Annotated in this window: 14 protein-coding genes; 9 read left to right on the top strand and 5 right to left on the bottom strand. The window is 67.4% G+C overall.

Annotated features, from left to right (window positions below):
* Window positions 1–27 precede the first annotated feature (27 nt).
* On the top strand, window positions 28–522 hold the full coding sequence (locus tag ACH442_RS36580; RefSeq protein ID WP_396342666.1) for a hypothetical protein: 495 nt from the start codon (window positions 28–30) through the stop codon (window positions 520–522).
* Window positions 523–707: 185 nt separating this feature from the next.
* Here ACH442_RS36580 and ACH442_RS36585 read toward each other — a convergent pair whose 3' ends face one another.
* The gene (locus tag ACH442_RS36585; RefSeq protein WP_396342667.1) at window positions 708–2,543 is read right to left on the bottom strand and encodes a subtype A tannase; all 1,836 of its coding nucleotides are present in this window, start codon (window positions 2,541–2,543) and stop codon (window positions 708–710) included.
* A 253-nt stretch (window positions 2,544–2,796) separates the two neighbouring features.
* Here ACH442_RS36585 and ACH442_RS36590 point away from each other — a divergent pair, with 253 nt between their 5' ends.
* Window positions 2,797–3,951, top strand: a complete 1,155-nt coding sequence (locus ACH442_RS36590; protein ID WP_396342669.1) for a sensor histidine kinase — start codon at window positions 2,797–2,799, stop codon at window positions 3,949–3,951.
* Window positions 3,948–4,622, top strand: a complete 675-nt coding sequence (locus ACH442_RS36595; RefSeq protein ID WP_396342670.1) for a response regulator — start codon at window positions 3,948–3,950, stop codon at window positions 4,620–4,622. The genes ACH442_RS36590 and ACH442_RS36595 overlap by 4 nt, the downstream gene beginning before the upstream one ends.
* A gap of 380 nt (window positions 4,623–5,002) precedes the next feature.
* Here the strand turns inward: ACH442_RS36595 and ACH442_RS36600 are convergent, their stop codons facing one another.
* Window positions 5,003–6,688: a subtype B tannase gene (locus tag ACH442_RS36600; protein ID WP_396342671.1), complete on the bottom strand. Its 1,686-nt coding sequence runs from the start codon at window positions 6,686–6,688 to the stop codon at window positions 5,003–5,005.
* A 281-nt stretch (window positions 6,689–6,969) separates the two neighbouring features.
* Here ACH442_RS36600 and ACH442_RS36605 point away from each other — a divergent pair, with 281 nt between their 5' ends.
* Genes ACH442_RS36605 through ACH442_RS36620 form a run of 4 tightly spaced genes read left to right on the top strand, consistent with a single transcriptional unit; the run spans window position 6,970 to window position 10,394 of the window.
* Window positions 6,970–7,695 carry a PIG-L deacetylase family protein gene (locus ACH442_RS36605; RefSeq protein WP_396342672.1) on the top strand — a complete coding sequence of 242 codons (726 nt, stop codon included), beginning with the start codon at window positions 6,970–6,972 and terminating at the stop codon, window positions 7,693–7,695.
* Entirely contained in the window at window positions 7,692–8,369 is a 678-nt protein-coding gene (locus tag ACH442_RS36610; protein WP_396342673.1) for a 4-carboxy-4-hydroxy-2-oxoadipate aldolase/oxaloacetate decarboxylase, read from the top strand. The genes ACH442_RS36605 and ACH442_RS36610 overlap by 4 nt, the downstream gene beginning before the upstream one ends.
* Complete coding sequence (locus tag ACH442_RS36615) at window positions 8,366–9,436, top strand: 4-oxalomesaconate tautomerase (RefSeq protein ID WP_396342674.1); 1,071 nt, start codon at window positions 8,366–8,368, stop codon at window positions 9,434–9,436. The genes ACH442_RS36610 and ACH442_RS36615 overlap by 4 nt, the downstream gene beginning before the upstream one ends.
* A complete protein-coding gene (locus ACH442_RS36620; RefSeq protein ID WP_396342675.1) occupies window positions 9,429–10,394 on the top strand; it encodes a VOC family protein in 966 nt (321 codons plus the stop codon). Before ACH442_RS36615 ends, ACH442_RS36620 begins: the two co-directional genes overlap by 8 nt.
* Here ACH442_RS36620 and ACH442_RS36625 read toward each other — a convergent pair.
* Window positions 10,391–11,011, bottom strand: coding sequence for a GntR family transcriptional regulator (locus tag ACH442_RS36625; RefSeq protein WP_396342676.1), 621 nt, complete (start codon window positions 11,009–11,011; stop codon window positions 10,391–10,393). The genes ACH442_RS36620 and ACH442_RS36625 overlap by 4 nt on opposite strands.
* Window positions 11,012–11,265: 254 nt before the next feature.
* On the opposite strand from ACH442_RS36625, the gene ACH442_RS36630 reads away from it, so the two are divergent.
* The gene (locus ACH442_RS36630) at window positions 11,266–12,588 is read left to right on the top strand and encodes an MFS transporter (protein WP_396342677.1); all 1,323 of its coding nucleotides are present in this window, start codon (window positions 11,266–11,268) and stop codon (window positions 12,586–12,588) included.
* Between the two features lie 80 nt (window positions 12,589–12,668).
* On the opposite strand, the gene ACH442_RS36635 is transcribed toward ACH442_RS36630, so the two are convergent.
* The gene (locus ACH442_RS36635) at window positions 12,669–13,019 is read right to left on the bottom strand and encodes an Ldh family oxidoreductase (protein WP_396342678.1); all 351 of its coding nucleotides are present in this window, start codon (window positions 13,017–13,019) and stop codon (window positions 12,669–12,671) included.
* 128 nt (window positions 13,020–13,147) lie between these two features.
* Here ACH442_RS36635 and ACH442_RS36640 point away from each other — a divergent pair, with 128 nt between their 5' ends.
* On the top strand, window positions 13,148–13,423 hold the full coding sequence (locus ACH442_RS36640; protein ID WP_396342679.1) for a hypothetical protein: 276 nt from the start codon (window positions 13,148–13,150) through the stop codon (window positions 13,421–13,423).
* A 179-nt stretch (window positions 13,424–13,602) separates the two neighbouring features.
* Here ACH442_RS36640 and ACH442_RS36645 read toward each other — a convergent pair.
* Window positions 13,603–14,130: hypothetical protein (locus ACH442_RS36645; protein WP_396342680.1), on the bottom strand; the 528-nt coding region annotated here is incomplete at its 5' end.

The following is a 14,130-nucleotide window of genomic DNA, read 5'->3' on the forward strand; positions in this document are numbered from 1 at the left end:
GGGCGGAGCGGATCCGGGGCCCGATCGATGGATCACGTTTTCTCCCGGGTGCTGTTGATGCGGGAGTATCTGCGGCGCGCCGCGCTGGTGGTCGGTGATGTCCAACCACCGGGCTGGCCGTTCGCGGATCTAGCGGCCGTTGTCGCTGTGACGGTGCGTGCCGACGAGTCAGTGACAGAGGACGTAGTGCGGACGGTGCGACGCGCCGGGCAATTCAGTCCCATCCCGCAGACATGTGCCGCAGCGGTGCACTGGTCGAGGTTGGCCGCGGATCGGGGGCTGCCCTGGCCGGACCCGTTCGAGCCGCTACTGCTGATGTACGAGCGCGGAGGCGGGTTCACCTTTAGCGACGCCGGAATGATCGAGGTCGACCTGGTCGGGGTGCCGCACCGCCCACCGGCGGGGTATCTGTCGGCTGCTCCCATCGCATCGCTAGATATAGCCTTCCTTGCCGAAACGGACGCGGCGTTCGAACAGAAACTAGCTAATACTACTGCAACGGCACTTCATCTCAGTGGATAGCCGCGGCGTTTGTAGTGGCTGAGGCGGGCTTGGTGTTGACGTCGTCGTCGCTCGCGCCGTACTTCGACAGAACCAGTCGGGCTCGATCGGTTTCGCCGTGGCTGCCGGCGCCGACCGGGCCACCGGTACAGGACATTTCGTCTGCTCGGGCGTTTCGCATCCCGAGCAGACGAACCCTGCCGTAATTACTTGGCGACGGTGTCCTTCACCCAGGCGATGAGATTGGTAGTGGCATCCCCGGTGCGCTCGGCCATCGTGTGGCCCATACCCCAGACCGTGGCGAAGTCGATGTCGTCGACGCCGAAGTTCTGCAGTGCCAGAGCAAGGTTGATCTCGGTCGTGTTCGCGGTGTCGCCCTGCATGATGCCGGTACGGATGCGCCAGTGCGGCGCTACCGTCGCCTTTTTGTATCCCTCGTACGAGCCGTTCAGGTAGTACATCGGGTTGTACATGTTCGATCGGTACGTGACGTCCTTCCCGACAGCGTCGGCCTTGGCGAAGTCGCTGGTGTACGACGCCGCGGCGAAGTCGGACTTCCAACCGGAGAGCTTGGCGTATGCTCCCTCGTTCGCCTCGATCACATGCTCGGACACGGGGGCGAAGTGCAGGCCGCTGGTGCCGTTGCCCATGACCACGTTTTCCGTGGCGGTGCGGTCCGGCCCGTCGAACGCGCCGACGCTCTTCGACGCGTTCTTCTGGCTCTTCACGAACCCTTCCAGGCTGGTCACCTTCGCCGTGTTGGAGGCCGCGTCGTAGGTGACCCAGTCGCCGTCCTTGTTCAGGTGTGCGACGTACTCCTGGACCGTCTTGTAGGTGGTGGTGTCCACAGCCGCCCCACCACCGGGCATACCACCACCGGGGAAGCCGCCACTGGGCATGCCCGCGCCACCCGGGAAACCACCACTGGGCATGCCCGCGCCGTCCGAGCTGCCACCACCAGGCCCGCCCATACCTGCCATGAAGGAGTTCGACGGGGTGTAGGGAAACGTCGTGTCCTTGAGGAAATTGTTCAACGACTCGTTGATCACCGACACGAGATGGTCGTAGTAGGTGCCGCCGAGGTAGATGCCCGTGCCCGTCTTGTCCAGGCGCATCTGCTTGCCCGAGGAATCCTTGAGACCGAGCTTGTTCTGGTAGGAGGCGAAGGCGGTGGCGAGGTCGGTCGAGTACTGCTTCGCCCAGGTGCCGGACTTACGGGTGTCGCTGGTCGCGAACTGACCCATGTTCCATTCGTAAGCCGCGTTCGCGTAGTCCAGGCTGGTGATCGGGCACCAGCACATCGCAGCGGCGATCGCGTCGCTGATCGTCTTGCCGCTCGCGTCTTTCATCGCGGCGCCCAGGCTTTCCAGGTACGGCGTGTACAGCTCGCTGTCGCCGGATGAGCCCATGACCGCGCTCTGCGCCCCGCCCCCACTGTGACCGAAGACGACCATGTGTTCTTTGCTGCCCGGGATCAGGTCGGCGTTGTACCGGACGTAACGCACTGCGGCCTTCAGATCGGTCACGCCCCACGGCGCGTTCCCGGAATAGCTGGCAGTGTTGCTGTCCTTGCCCCGCAGCCCGGCGTGCACGTAAACGAAACCGGCCTCGATGTACGAGGAGATCGTCTCGTAGCTGTACTCCGTCAAGGGCTTCTGTGCGGCATAGCCCGGAGTGTTGACCGGGAAGACGATCGGCGCCGTGGCCGCGGTGAAGCTGCCGACCGACCCGGCGGAATCGATCGTGGCCGAGTACGTGCCGTCGCTGTTCTTCGTCCCGGAAAGGTACTTGCCGGGGACGAAGACGGCGAGCGTCTCGTAGTCCGCGGCGCCGGGATTGGCCACATAAGTCTTGCCGATCTGGTAATACACGTCGTTCGTGGCGTCGTAACTCCACACTTTGCCGATGGAAAGTGATCCCGTGGCCGACGTCGACGACTTCTCCTTCGCATCAGTGTTGTCGTCCGTGCAGCCGGTCAGGCCGAGCAGACCGACCGAGGTGATAGCCGCGCCCTGCAGGAGGGTTCGCCTGCGCAATTCCATGATTGTTCGTCTCCTGGTTCGGGGATCGCCGTGCTGAACTGTCCCGCCGGCTGTTCCAGCGTGACGATTCGTCACGGGTTTGACGTCCACCCAGAACAGCGAATCCGGCTACTACCGCAGTAGTAATCGCCGCCTGGATCCCCCGTCCGGGCCGAGAGCCGGCAGGACGCGACTACGCCAGTGGTAGCCCCCGGCCCTACGGTTACCACGACGGACGGACGCGCTCCTGCCGTTGCGCCCGTACCGTGAGAATGTGCCGATCTTTCGTCCGTTGCTGCCCGGCTTCGCGCAGTCCGCTTCTCTGACTCTGTGGCTGCCGGCGCTGCTCCTGGGCTCGCTGCTCGCGGGTGGCGCCCTCGCGGGTCTCGGCCGCGAGCGGCTGCCGCTCGCCGCGGACCTCGCCGCCGCCGGTGGCGCCACCCTGGCGCTCGGGTTCAGCAGGCTCACGCCGCTCCCGGTACTGGTCGTATCGACTGGCGCGCAGGCCGGCTATCTGCTCGCCGGCTGGAACACCCCGGCGCTGGTCTTCGCGATGGCGGCGGCGTTGTACCAGCTCGCGGTCAGCTCAGCGCGCCGCGTGTCGTGGACGGCAGCATTGCTGGGCGGCGCGGTGTGCTGGGCGGCGTCCGGTTACGGGTCGGCTTCCGGCTGGTGGAGCGCGAGCAACCTCAGCTTCTTCGCCTGGACGGGGCTGGCTGCCGCAGTCGGCGACGCCGGACGCAACCGGCGCGCGTACGTTGCCGAGGTCGAGGCCCGCGCCCGCCGGGCCGAGCACAACCGCGAGGAGGAGGTGGCCCGCCGGATAGCCGAGGAGCGGCTGCGGATCGCCCGTGACCTGCACGACGTGGTCGCGCACCACATCGCTGTTATCAACGTGCAGGCCGGCGCGGCCACCTTCGCCCTGACCCGGCAACCGGAGGCGGCCGGCCCGCCGTTGACTCATATCCGGCAGGCATCCAGCCTGGTGCTCAAGGAACTCACCTCGATCGTCGGCCTGCTCCGCGGCCCCGGCGACACCGATCCCGGCAACCAGCCGCAGCCCGGCATAGCACAGCTCCCGGCATTGATCGAGAACTTCGCCAACGCCGAGTTCACCAGCGACGGCGAGCCACGTCCGCTTCCCGCCGGCGCTGACCTCGCCGCCTACCGGATCACCCAGGAGGCGCTGACCAACGCACGCAAGCACGGCGACGGCGGCCCGGTCCGGGTGCATTTCCGGTACGGCCGGGACCACCTGGACATCGAGATCATCAACCGTGTGCGGCCGGATCCCTGGGAGACGACCGGGGCCGGATACGGTCTGATCGGGATGCGGGAACGAGCCGGCGCCGCAGGCGGCAGGGTCGAGACGACACGGGAAGACGACTCGTTCACCGTCCGAGCGGTGCTGCCGGTGAGCACACCATGACGATCCGGGTCGTGCTCGCCGACGACCAGACGCTGATCCGGGCCGGCTTCCGCCTGATCATCGACCTGGCCGAAGGACTGGAAGTGGTCGGCGAGGCCACCGATGGCGCCGAGGCGGTCCGATTGGCCCGCGAGACGCAGGCCGACGTGGTGCTGATGGACATCCGGATGCCCGGCGTGGACGGGATCGAAGCCACCCGCCGGATCACCACCGACCCTGCCCTCGACGGTGTCCGGGTCGTCGTGCTGACCACCTTCGAGGCCGACGAGAACGTGCTTGCCGCGCTGCGGGCAGGCGCCAGCGGCTTCCTGAGCAAGGACGTCGACCCCGACGAACTGCTGCGCGCCGTCCGCGTGGTCGCCGCCGGCGAGGCGCTGCTGACGCCACGCGCGACCCGCGGCTTGATCGACCGGTTCCTGGCGCCTGGCGAGCAGCCACCGCCTGCTGTCCCTCCGGAGCTCAAGCTGCTGACCGACCGCGAACGTGAGGTGGTCCGGCTGGCCGCTCTCGGCTGCCCCAACGAGGAGATCGCCGAACGCCTCGTGCTTTCCCCACTGACCGCCAAGACCCACGTCCACCGGGCGATGACCAAACTCGGGGTCCGCGACCGGGCCCAGCTTGTCGTCATCGCCTACCAGAGCGGCCTGGTCCGGCCCGGCGACCGGAAGTGACCTACTACTGCAGTAGTAGTAGTAGTAGTAGTAGTAGTAAATCTGGTGAGGTTCGGTATCCGCTTGAGGCGGTCGTGGTGTCGGTGGGCATCGGAGGCACAGGGCTCGGCATCGCGCCCAGTCCGGCTCGTTGATCGTGGTCGTGCCCATGATCGCAGTCGTCCCCATGGCTGTGGTCGTGCGGCATCACCGTCCAAACCATGTGCCTGCGCTGCCACAGCAGCCGTAGTCCCGGAATCAGAACCAGCGCGCCGGAGATCAGCTCCAGGGCGATCCCAAGGACATCGGCACGGCGAAATCGGCAGGAAAACCCTCGTAGCGGACTGACGGAATGGTGTTTCCGTCAGCCCGCTACACGGTGGGGCGTTATTACCCGACGTTTATCGGACCAGCGGATCACCGGCCCGCGCGACAACATCAGCGATCCAGGCCATCGCTTCCGGCACGTCGTAGTTACCGGCGTGGGGCTGGTTCCAGGCCAGCCGAAAGTTGACGCTGTTGACCTGCCGGTCGGCGGCCAGCGCCCGGCTGAGGTTGATCGGGACGATGAAGGAGGTGTCCCGGTCCCGGGTGCCGGCCCGTACGTACCAGTAGGGCGCCGTGTCGGCCGGGGTACCGATGAACGACATGGGGTCGATCAGCCGTACCTGGTCGTCGACCGTGGTGCTCGACTTGCGGATGTACTGCGCCCTGGTGAGACCGGTGTCGTCGAGGCCACTGCCGTCACCGGCGACGTCGTTGTGGTCCCATCTGTAGGCGGTGTAGTTCAGGTATCGCTGGTCCGCCGGCCCGAACAGGTCGGTCTCGGCGCGGCTGGTGACCTTGCCGTCGACGCCGAGCGCGTCGAACGCAGGTGTGGTCTTCAGAGCGGCCTGGGTGGCGACGAAGGCCAAATACTTCTTCATGTCCACAAAGCGGACCTTGCCGGTCGCGGCGTTCACATCGATCCAGTCGTTCACGTAGGACTTCGTGGTCGGCGGCTGTCCCGGCGGGCCGCCGCTGACGATGACGAACGTGCCGCCCAGGGGCGGGATCGTGTTCGCCGGGTCGGCCTTCAGGTAGGTCTCCGCCGACCGGATCACCTCGCCTTTGATCACGTCGAGCAAGTTCGTGGCGTCGAGGCCCAAACCAAGACTTCTCTCATATGCGGGGAACTGCGCGGCGATCGCCGAAGCCGCCGCGGGCAGATTGTTCTGCCCAAGTTCGGTCCGCGTGCCGAGCACGTTGTAGAGCCACTCGTACGACAGGTCGGCGTGCCCGAGGTCGGTGATCGGGCAGTACGCGTTGATCGCGAATACGTCGTCGCGGATCGTGCTGCGGCCGTCCGCGGTGATCCCGGCCGCCCCGATCCGGGCAAGGTACGGAAGGTAATCCGGGCTGTTGCCGGCCGCGCCGAGGATCGAGGCGAGCGCGCCGCCGCCGCTGGTGCCGTTGACGATGATGCGTTCGGCGCTGCCCGGCATTTTGGCGTCGTTGAGCCGCAGGTAGCGGACCGCGGCCTTGGCGTCGACCACCGCGGCGGGTGCTTTGCCCGGCCAGTCCCCCGCGGCGCCGACCATGCCGCGGCTGCGGTTGGCGACGTCGACGAAGACGTATCCGGCCTCGAGTGCGGCGCCGGCAACCGAGGTGGCGCTGTTGTACGCGCCGCCGTCGGTGATGCTGGCCCGGATGTAGCTGGCCATCCAGCCGGAGTTGTTGACCGCGAAGTAGATCGGCGCCCGCTGGTCCTGGGCGGCAGTCTCGGGCACGAACACGTTCATGCTCTGGTAGCCGCACCGGGTGTTGGAGATGGTGGTCGTTCCGCCCATGCCGGGCTGTTGAGCCGCCGCCTCGACCGGCTTGGCGACGTCGCAGATCTCGGAGTATCGGCGTACGGTCGTGGGCTTGCCGTCCACCGTCACGGTGATCGTCGTGTAGCCGTCCGGGTTGAACGCCAGTGCGGCGTCGTCCGCATCGGTCACCCTGCTGGGATGGGATGAGACCGGTTGCGGCACGACGAATGCTGCGAGAGCGATGGTGCCGGTGATCAAAGCCATGCGTCCGTTGGACGCCCACAACCGCTGCATCGGGGTCTCCTTCAGGAGGGCGGGGTGGTTCGCTGCCATAGACTTCCGTCACTGGGAGTGATTGTCAACAATTAGATTGATGATGATGTTGATAGCCAGCTGGACCCGGCGCACGTAGGGATGCCGTCACGACCGGTTGCGCGGCCGACCTCACGCTGCCATCGGCCAACTGCCAGACGTAGACGAGATTGTCAACAATTGTTTTCGCCGCTCAAAGGGCATAAAGTCCGTGTCGAGCGTTCGGCACAGCACCGATTGTTGACAAGATTTGTGGAGATCCGATGACCGATACCACCCTGGTACTCACCGCGCACCCTGGTGACTTCGTCTGGCGCGCTGCGGGCGCGATTGCCCTGGCTGTTTCCCGGGGGCAGCGCGCAGTGATCGGCTGCATGAGCTTCGGCGAGCGCGGCGAGTCGGCCTCGCTGTGGCGTAAGGGGTACAACCTTGAGCAGGTGAAGGCGACCCGCCGGGAAGAGGCGGCGCACGCCGCCAAGGTGCTCGGGGCGGAAATCCGGTTCTTCGACGCAAACGACTACCCCTTGGTCGAGACGCCGGAGCTGCTGCAAGGCCTGATCGACCTGTACCGCGAGGTGCAGCCCACGGTGGTGCTGACCCATGCGCCGGCCGACCCGTACAACGGCGACCATCCTTTTGCCCACCACATCGCGCTCAAGGCCCGCGTCCTCGCGCAGGCGCCGGGCGTTGAGGGACCGGGCGAGGTGATCGGCGCGCCCCCGGTCTTCTGCTTCGAACCTCACCAGCCCGAGCAGTGTGGCTTCGTGCCCGACGTGCTGCTCGACATCACCGACGTGTGGGACCGCAAGCGCGAGGCGATGCAGATCCTGGCCGCGCAGAAACATCTGCACACCTACTACACCGACCTCGGCGCACGCCGGGGACTGCAGGCCGCCCGCAACTCCGGCCCGAACCTGGGCCTGCCGAACGACACCAAAGCCGAAGCATTCATGCGGATGTACCCGCAGGTTACCCGGGAGCTGTCATGAGCCGCCATGTCGTGATTGCCGACTTCGAGCGGGTCGGCGCAGATGTCCTCAAAGGGCTGGCGGAGGAGGGGGCCTCCACCGTGCACGAGGCCGACGGCAGGCGTGGAGCGCTCCGGCCGGAGCTGCGTGCGATCCAGCAGGGCGCCCGGATCGCCGGTGCCGCGGTGACCGTCTCGTGTCATCCCGGCGACAACCTGATGATCCACGCGGCGGTCGAGACGGTCCGCCCGGGCGACGTCGTGGTCATCACCACGACGTCGCCGTGCACCGACGGCATGCTCGGCGATCTGCTCGCCACCTCGTTGCGGGCGCACGGCGCGATCGGCGTGATCATGGACGCCGGCGTCCGGGACGCGGCCGAGTTGCAGGCCATGAAGTTCCCGGTCTGGACGCGCGCCGTCAGCCCTCAAGGCACGGTCAAGGCCAGCCCCGGCTCGGTGAACGTTCCGGTCGTGGTCTGCGGCCAGATGATCAACCCGGGCGACGCGGTGATCGCCGACGACGACGGCATCGTGGTGATCCCGCGTGAGCGGGCCGCCGCGGTGCTGAAAGCGGCGCGCAAACGCACGGCGAACGAGGCATCCAAGCGCGAGCGGCTGGCCGCCGGCGAGCTGGGCGTGGACATGTACGGCCTGCGACCGCTGCTGGAAAAGCTGGGCGTGGAGTACCGATGACTGTCCCGATCCCGGTTCTGCTGATCCGCGGGGGCACCTCGAAGGGTGCGTACTTCCGCGCCGAGGACCTGCCAGCCGATCCGACCGAGCGGGACCGGCTGCTGCTGGCCGTCATGGGTTCGCCGGACCCTCGCCAGATCGACGGTATCGGCGGCGCCCATCCGCTCACCAGCAAGGTGGCTGTCGTCGGCGCCTCGGCCGACCACGACGCCGACGTCGACTACCTGTTCCTGCAGGTGCAGGTCGACAAGCCGGTGGTCAGCGCGGAACAGCCGTGCGGCAACATCCTAGCTGGGGTCGGGCCGTTCGCGATCGAGCGCGGCCTGGTCGAGATCCAAGGGTCACGGACGAGCGTACGGGTGCGCATGGTCAACACCGGGGCGCTCGCGATCGTCACCGTGCCTACCCCGGACGGCCGCGTCGAGTACACCGGGGACACCGCCCTCAGCGGCGTGCCCGGCACTGCGGCCCGCATCGAGGTCGAGTTCCGCGACACGGCCGGCTCGGTCGCCCCGGGACTGCTGCCCACCGGCCGGGTCCGCGACGACCTGCACGGCGTACCGGCCACACTGATCGACAACGGTATGCCGGTTGTCTGCCTCAACGCCGATGACCTGGGCATTTCCGGCTACGAGTCACCCGCCCAGCTGGAGGCGAACGCCGGCTTGTGCCAGCGGGTTGAACAGCTACGCCTGATCGCCGGCAAGCTGATGGGCCTCGGCGACGTCACCGTCACCACCGTGCCGAAAATGTGCCTGATCGCGCCGGCCGCGCACGGCGGGACACTGAGCACCCGGATGTTCATCCCGCATCGCGTGCACGCCTCGATCGGCGTACTGGCGGCGGTCAGCGTCGGGACCGCCGCGGCGATTCCCGGCAGCGTCGCATACCGGCAGGATCTGCCGGAGACGATTCGCCTGGAGCACCCCTCCGGCTTCTACGACGTGGTGATCGGCGTCGAAGCTTCCGGCGACGAGATCACGGTCGGCCGCTCAGCGATCGTGAGCACCGCACGCCTGCTCCTGGACGGGCAGGTCCATCCTCGACAGGAGCACCCCCATGGCTGAACGCCTTCGTGACATCGCACACGTTTCCGCAGTCGAACTCTTCACCCCGGTCCTCGACGACTCGGTGCGGTTCTTCACCGACTGCATGGCCATGGAGGTCGTCGACCGCCGCGGCGACAGCGTCTACCTGCACACCTGGGACGACTACGAACGCTTCTCGCTCAAAATCACCGGCACCGCCACGTCCGGCATCGGCCGGACCTGGCTGCGCGCGCGTAGCCCGGAAGCCCTGGAACGCCGGGTCGCCGCGATCGAGGCAACCGGCCTGGGCGAAGGCTGGAACTCCGACGAACCCGCCTACGGGCCGGTCTACCACTTCGCCGACCCGGACGGGCACCGGTTCGGCCTCTACTGGGAGACACAGCGGTACGTCGCCTCCGGCGAGAACCGCCCGTCGCTGAAGAACCAGGCCGCGAAGTTCCCCGGCCGCGGCGCGAACGTGCGCCGCCTCGACCATGTCAACTTCCTCGGGCGCGACGTGCCGGAGAACGAGGTCTTCGTCAGCGAGGCGCTCACCGGCCGGGCCAGCGAGCAGATCGTGCTCGATAACGGCACCAAGGCCGCGATCTGGTACACGTTCAGCGACAAGTCCTACGACGTCGTCTACACCCGCGACTGGACCGGCTCGAAGGGACGGCTGCACCACATCGCGTTCGCGACCGACACCCGCGAGGACATCCTGCGCGCCGCCGACGTGTTCCTGGAGGCCGGTATCCACATCGAGACCGGGCCGCACAAGCACGCCATCCAGCAGACCTTCTTCCTGTACGTCTACGAGCCCGGCGGCAACCGCATCGAGCTCTGCAACGCCGGCGCCCGGCTGCTGCTGGCCCCCGACCACGAAGTCGTCACCTGGACCGAGGCCGAGCGCGCCAAGGGACAGGCATGGGGTCTCAAGACCATTGACACCTTCCACACTCACGGCACCCCACCGATGGTCGAATCGGAGTGGGCTTAACCGTCGAGTGAGCGCAGCACATCGATCACGCTGGCGATGTGCTCGCGCATGGCGGCCTCGGCCGACTTCGGGTCCCGCGCCCGGATCGCCGCGATGACCGCCTCGTGCTGCGGCAGCGACTGCTGCGGACGGCCCGGCACCAGAGCCAGCATCACCTGATGCCGGGCCTGCTGTCCCTTGAGCGTGTCAATCAGCCGGTTAGCGGTGTGATGCCCGGCGATCGTTCGGACCAGCGCGTGCAACCGCTGGTTGAGTCCGCTGTACCGGCGGTACTCACCGGTGTCCACGGCACGCCGCATCAGCAGACCGATCTCGTCTAGCTCGGCGGCCTGCGCCTCGGTCACTCGCTCCGCGGCGTACGCAGCGACCAGGCCCTCCAGGACCATACGGACCTGAGTGATCTCGATGATCTCGGCAAGCGAGATCTTCCGGACCAGCGCGCCCCGGTTGCGCTGAATTTCCACCAGCCCCTCAGCCGCCAGATCCTGCAGGGCCTGCCGGATGATGAACCGGCTCGCCCCGAACCGCTCGATGAGCTGCGCCTCGACCAGTCGCTCGCCGGGAAGGTAGACACCCGACAAGATCGCCTCGCGCAGGGCATCACGCGCGCTGGTCATCGAACCCCCGTCTGGATGTGCAGCCGGATCACGTCTCGACCGGCATCATGCCCGACACCATACCGCGCCAGCGGCACCATACCGCGCAACGAAATTGTTAACAATCGTGCCATGGTCATTTTTCGGGCGTGGTCAATCCTGACTCAGGCCCGAAACTTATTGTTGACAATCCTGTGAACGAAAAGCACGATGCGATGACGCACACCACGCGGCGTGCTCGGCGTCACTCATCGGAAATCCTGAGAGGGAGTGCGATGTCCTCTACCCCCGCCATAGGCACGACGCGCGGCAATCGGCTCGCGGCCACGGTCGTCGCCATCTGCTGGCTCGTCGTCCTCTTCGACGGCGTCGACTTGTTCATCTACGGCGCTGTGCTACCCGGCATGTTCGACGACAAATCGCTGGGCCTGACCCCGGCGATGGCCGGCGGCCTGGGCAGCTATGCCACCTTCGGCATGCTGATCGGCGCGCTGGCCTCCGGTCCGCTAACCGATCGCGTCGGCCGCAAGAAAGTCATCATCGCGGACACTGTGATCTTCTCCTTGGCCTCAGCGGCCTGCGCCGTGGCACCTAGCATCGGCGCCTTCGGCTGGGCGCGCTTTGTCGGCGGTCTCGGCCTCGGCGGCCTGCTGCCGATCGCGCTCACCCTGGTCGCCGAGTACGCCCCCACCAGCCGCCGCAACCTGCTGATCGGCTCGCTGATGACCGCTCACCAGGTCGGCGGCATCGTCGCCGGCAGCCTCGGGCTCTACCTGCTGAACAACCACGGCTGGCGATCCGCGTACTGGGTCGGTGTGGTCCCGCTGTTCATCGCTGTCCCGCTGATCGCGAAGTTCCTGCCCGAGTCACTGAGCTTCCTGGTCGCCCGCGGCCGCACCGACGAGGCCCGCGCTCTCGCCACTCGCTACGACGTGCACGTGCCGGCCGCCGAACCGGCCCGGAGCAACAAGTGGGACAGCATCGCCGACCTGTTCCGCGAAGGCCGCTGGAAGCCGACGATCCTGTTCTGGATCACCTCGTTCGGCGGCCTCCTCCTGGTCTACGGCGTGAACACCTGGCTGCCGACGATGATGCGCGCTCAGGGCTACAACCTCGGCTCGTCGCTCGCCTTCCTCATCGTGATCAACCTCGGCGGCGTCTTCGGCATGCTGGCAGCCGGCAAGGTCGCCGACCGGTTCGGCGCCGTCCCGGTCGCCGCCACCTGGTTCAGCCTCACCGCAGTCGGTGTCTACCTGCTCGGTGTGCGCACGCCCCTCGCGCTCACCTTCGCGGTCGTCTTCCTCGCCGGCTTCTTCCTGTTCAGCGCACAAACCATGGTGTACGCCGCCGTCACCGCCCGCTACTCGACCGAGAGCCGGGCCACCGCAGTCGGCTCAGCAGCCGGACTGGGCCGCTTCGGCGCGGTCTTCGGTCCGTGGCTCGGCGGACAGCTCGTCGCCGCCGGAAACCAGGGCTGGGGCTTCACGGCGTTCGCCCTCACCGCGGTACTGGCAACGGTGTTCGTACTGCTGGCCGGATTCTTCAGCACAGAGCAGAAGAACAGCGCCACGATGCCGGAACCGGCCGCCGTTCACTGACCCCAGCCGAGTGGCCCGTCTCCGCAATAGTGCGGAGACGGGCCACTCGGCTTGTCACGGCTCACCCTCAACCCACAAGATCAGTAACAGGAGAAGGAACCGCCAGCCCCTTTGGCACGGGCCCGGGTGACCGCCTCGGCGGCGGCGAGAGCGACCGGGCCGGGCGCCCGGTCCGCGTCGACCACGGCGACCGCGTTGGTGGTCGACTCGACCCGCAGGTCCGGTGCCGGGTTGGCCTCGCCGGAGTCGAGCAGTTCCAGGTTGCGCAGCACCCGGGAGGCGCCGTGCGAGTCGACTCCGCGCAGGCTGGCCCCGGTCAGCACGTCGGTGATATTGGCAGCGTGGTCCGCGCTGACCCCGGCGGACGTGAACAGGGCGGTGACGAAGGAGCACAGCTCCTCGGCCGGGACGGTCACCTTCGGTGCGGGCATCGAGATCCCTGACGCTGGCGCCTGAGCCACGGGGACCCGGTCTGCGGTGGCCGGAGCTCAAGGCGATCGCGAAGGCGGCCGTACCGGATCGACGGGAGATCGCCCGCCGTTTGTTACTGCTCGCGCCCATGCTCGGCGACCAATACGTGGAGGACGAGGCGGTCACCTGGTTCGCCGAGGCGATCTCGGTGGTGGGTGGCCTCGACCGGACCGAGACGGCAGTGCGCCACGCAGCCAACAGGCTCACCTACGGCAACCAGTGCTTCCGGTTCGCTACCTGGCGGCAGGAGGACGACATCTGGGTGTGCGACGGCGTCGACAGCACCCGGAATCCCGACCCACGGATCGGCCTGCCCGGCCCCGATCTGCGCCGCGTCTCCCAAATCCTCCGCCCGCCCGCCTGAACGGCATGACCCGCAGCCCGCCGGCGAGACCCGAGTCATGCCCGGCTTTACCTCGATACTGCGCTGCCGGCGACTCCCTGGCTGATCAGGTCGCCGTCGCACGAGGCCCGGTGTCTTGCCGAGCCGTACCCGGCGAAGCGTGCCGGCGTAGCCGGCCAGCGGCTCCTCCGCCTCACCGTTCAGCGCGCCGTGGGCCATGCCTCTTCGGGGATACCCAACGGCGGGCGCGCCCAGCTGGCCGGCTCCGAGAAGTCGGGCAGACAGCCGATAAAACGGGCCGGGCCGAGGTTGGCAGGGCTATCGGAGAAGTCGACCAGCGTGCCGTCGAACGCCGCCCGGGCGAACGACACGTTCCCCGCATGGAACGAGGTCTCGCCAAACAACACCCTGCCCTCGGTGAAAGCCGCATGGCCGAAATCGAGCGTGCCGCCGACGACCCGGGCCCGATTGAACAGCACCATGCTGCCGCCGAACGCGGCATAGGCAAATGAGACCTCGGCGGCAGCGAACGTGGCGTTCAGGAAGAGTATGGTGCCGGCCTCGAATCGGGCGTGGTGGAAGGACAAGTGGCCGTTCTCGAACCAGGCGTCAGCGAACGACACTTCACCACCGGCGAAGACGGCCCGCTGAAAGGACATCCGGCCGCCGCTGAGCCGAACATGATGGAACGCCATCCCTCCGGCCGGGAACACCGCCTCGTCGAAGAT

This window comes from Actinoplanes sp. NPDC020271 (assembly GCF_044388125.1).
Taxonomy (GTDB): Bacteria; Actinomycetota; Actinomycetes; order Mycobacteriales; family Micromonosporaceae; genus Actinoplanes.

Coding starts and splice junctions, on each gene's coding strand:
- ACH442_RS36580 (WP_396342666.1), top strand. CDS start 28: ATGGATCACGTTTTCTCCCGGGTGCTGTTGATGCGGGAGTATCTGCGG.
- ACH442_RS36585 (WP_396342667.1), bottom strand. CDS start 2,543: ATGGAATTGCGCAGGCGAACCCTCCTGCAGGGCGCGGCTATCACCTCG.
- ACH442_RS36595 (WP_396342670.1), top strand. CDS start 3,948: ATGACGATCCGGGTCGTGCTCGCCGACGACCAGACGCTGATCCGGGCC.
- ACH442_RS36600 (WP_396342671.1), bottom strand. CDS start 6,688: ATGCAGCGGTTGTGGGCGTCCAACGGACGCATGGCTTTGATCACCGGC.
- ACH442_RS36605 (WP_396342672.1), top strand. CDS start 6,970: ATGACCGATACCACCCTGGTACTCACCGCGCACCCTGGTGACTTCGTC.
- ACH442_RS36610 (WP_396342673.1), top strand. CDS start 7,692: ATGAGCCGCCATGTCGTGATTGCCGACTTCGAGCGGGTCGGCGCAGAT.
- ACH442_RS36615 (WP_396342674.1), top strand. CDS start 8,366: ATGACTGTCCCGATCCCGGTTCTGCTGATCCGCGGGGGCACCTCGAAG.
- ACH442_RS36620 (WP_396342675.1), top strand. CDS start 9,429: ATGGCTGAACGCCTTCGTGACATCGCACACGTTTCCGCAGTCGAACTC.
- ACH442_RS36625 (WP_396342676.1), bottom strand. CDS start 11,011: ATGACCAGCGCGCGTGATGCCCTGCGCGAGGCGATCTTGTCGGGTGTC.
- ACH442_RS36630 (WP_396342677.1), top strand. CDS start 11,266: ATGTCCTCTACCCCCGCCATAGGCACGACGCGCGGCAATCGGCTCGCG.
- ACH442_RS36635 (WP_396342678.1), bottom strand. CDS start 13,019: ATGCCCGCACCGAAGGTGACCGTCCCGGCCGAGGAGCTGTGCTCCTTC.
- ACH442_RS36640 (WP_396342679.1), top strand. CDS start 13,148: ATGCTCGGCGACCAATACGTGGAGGACGAGGCGGTCACCTGGTTCGCC.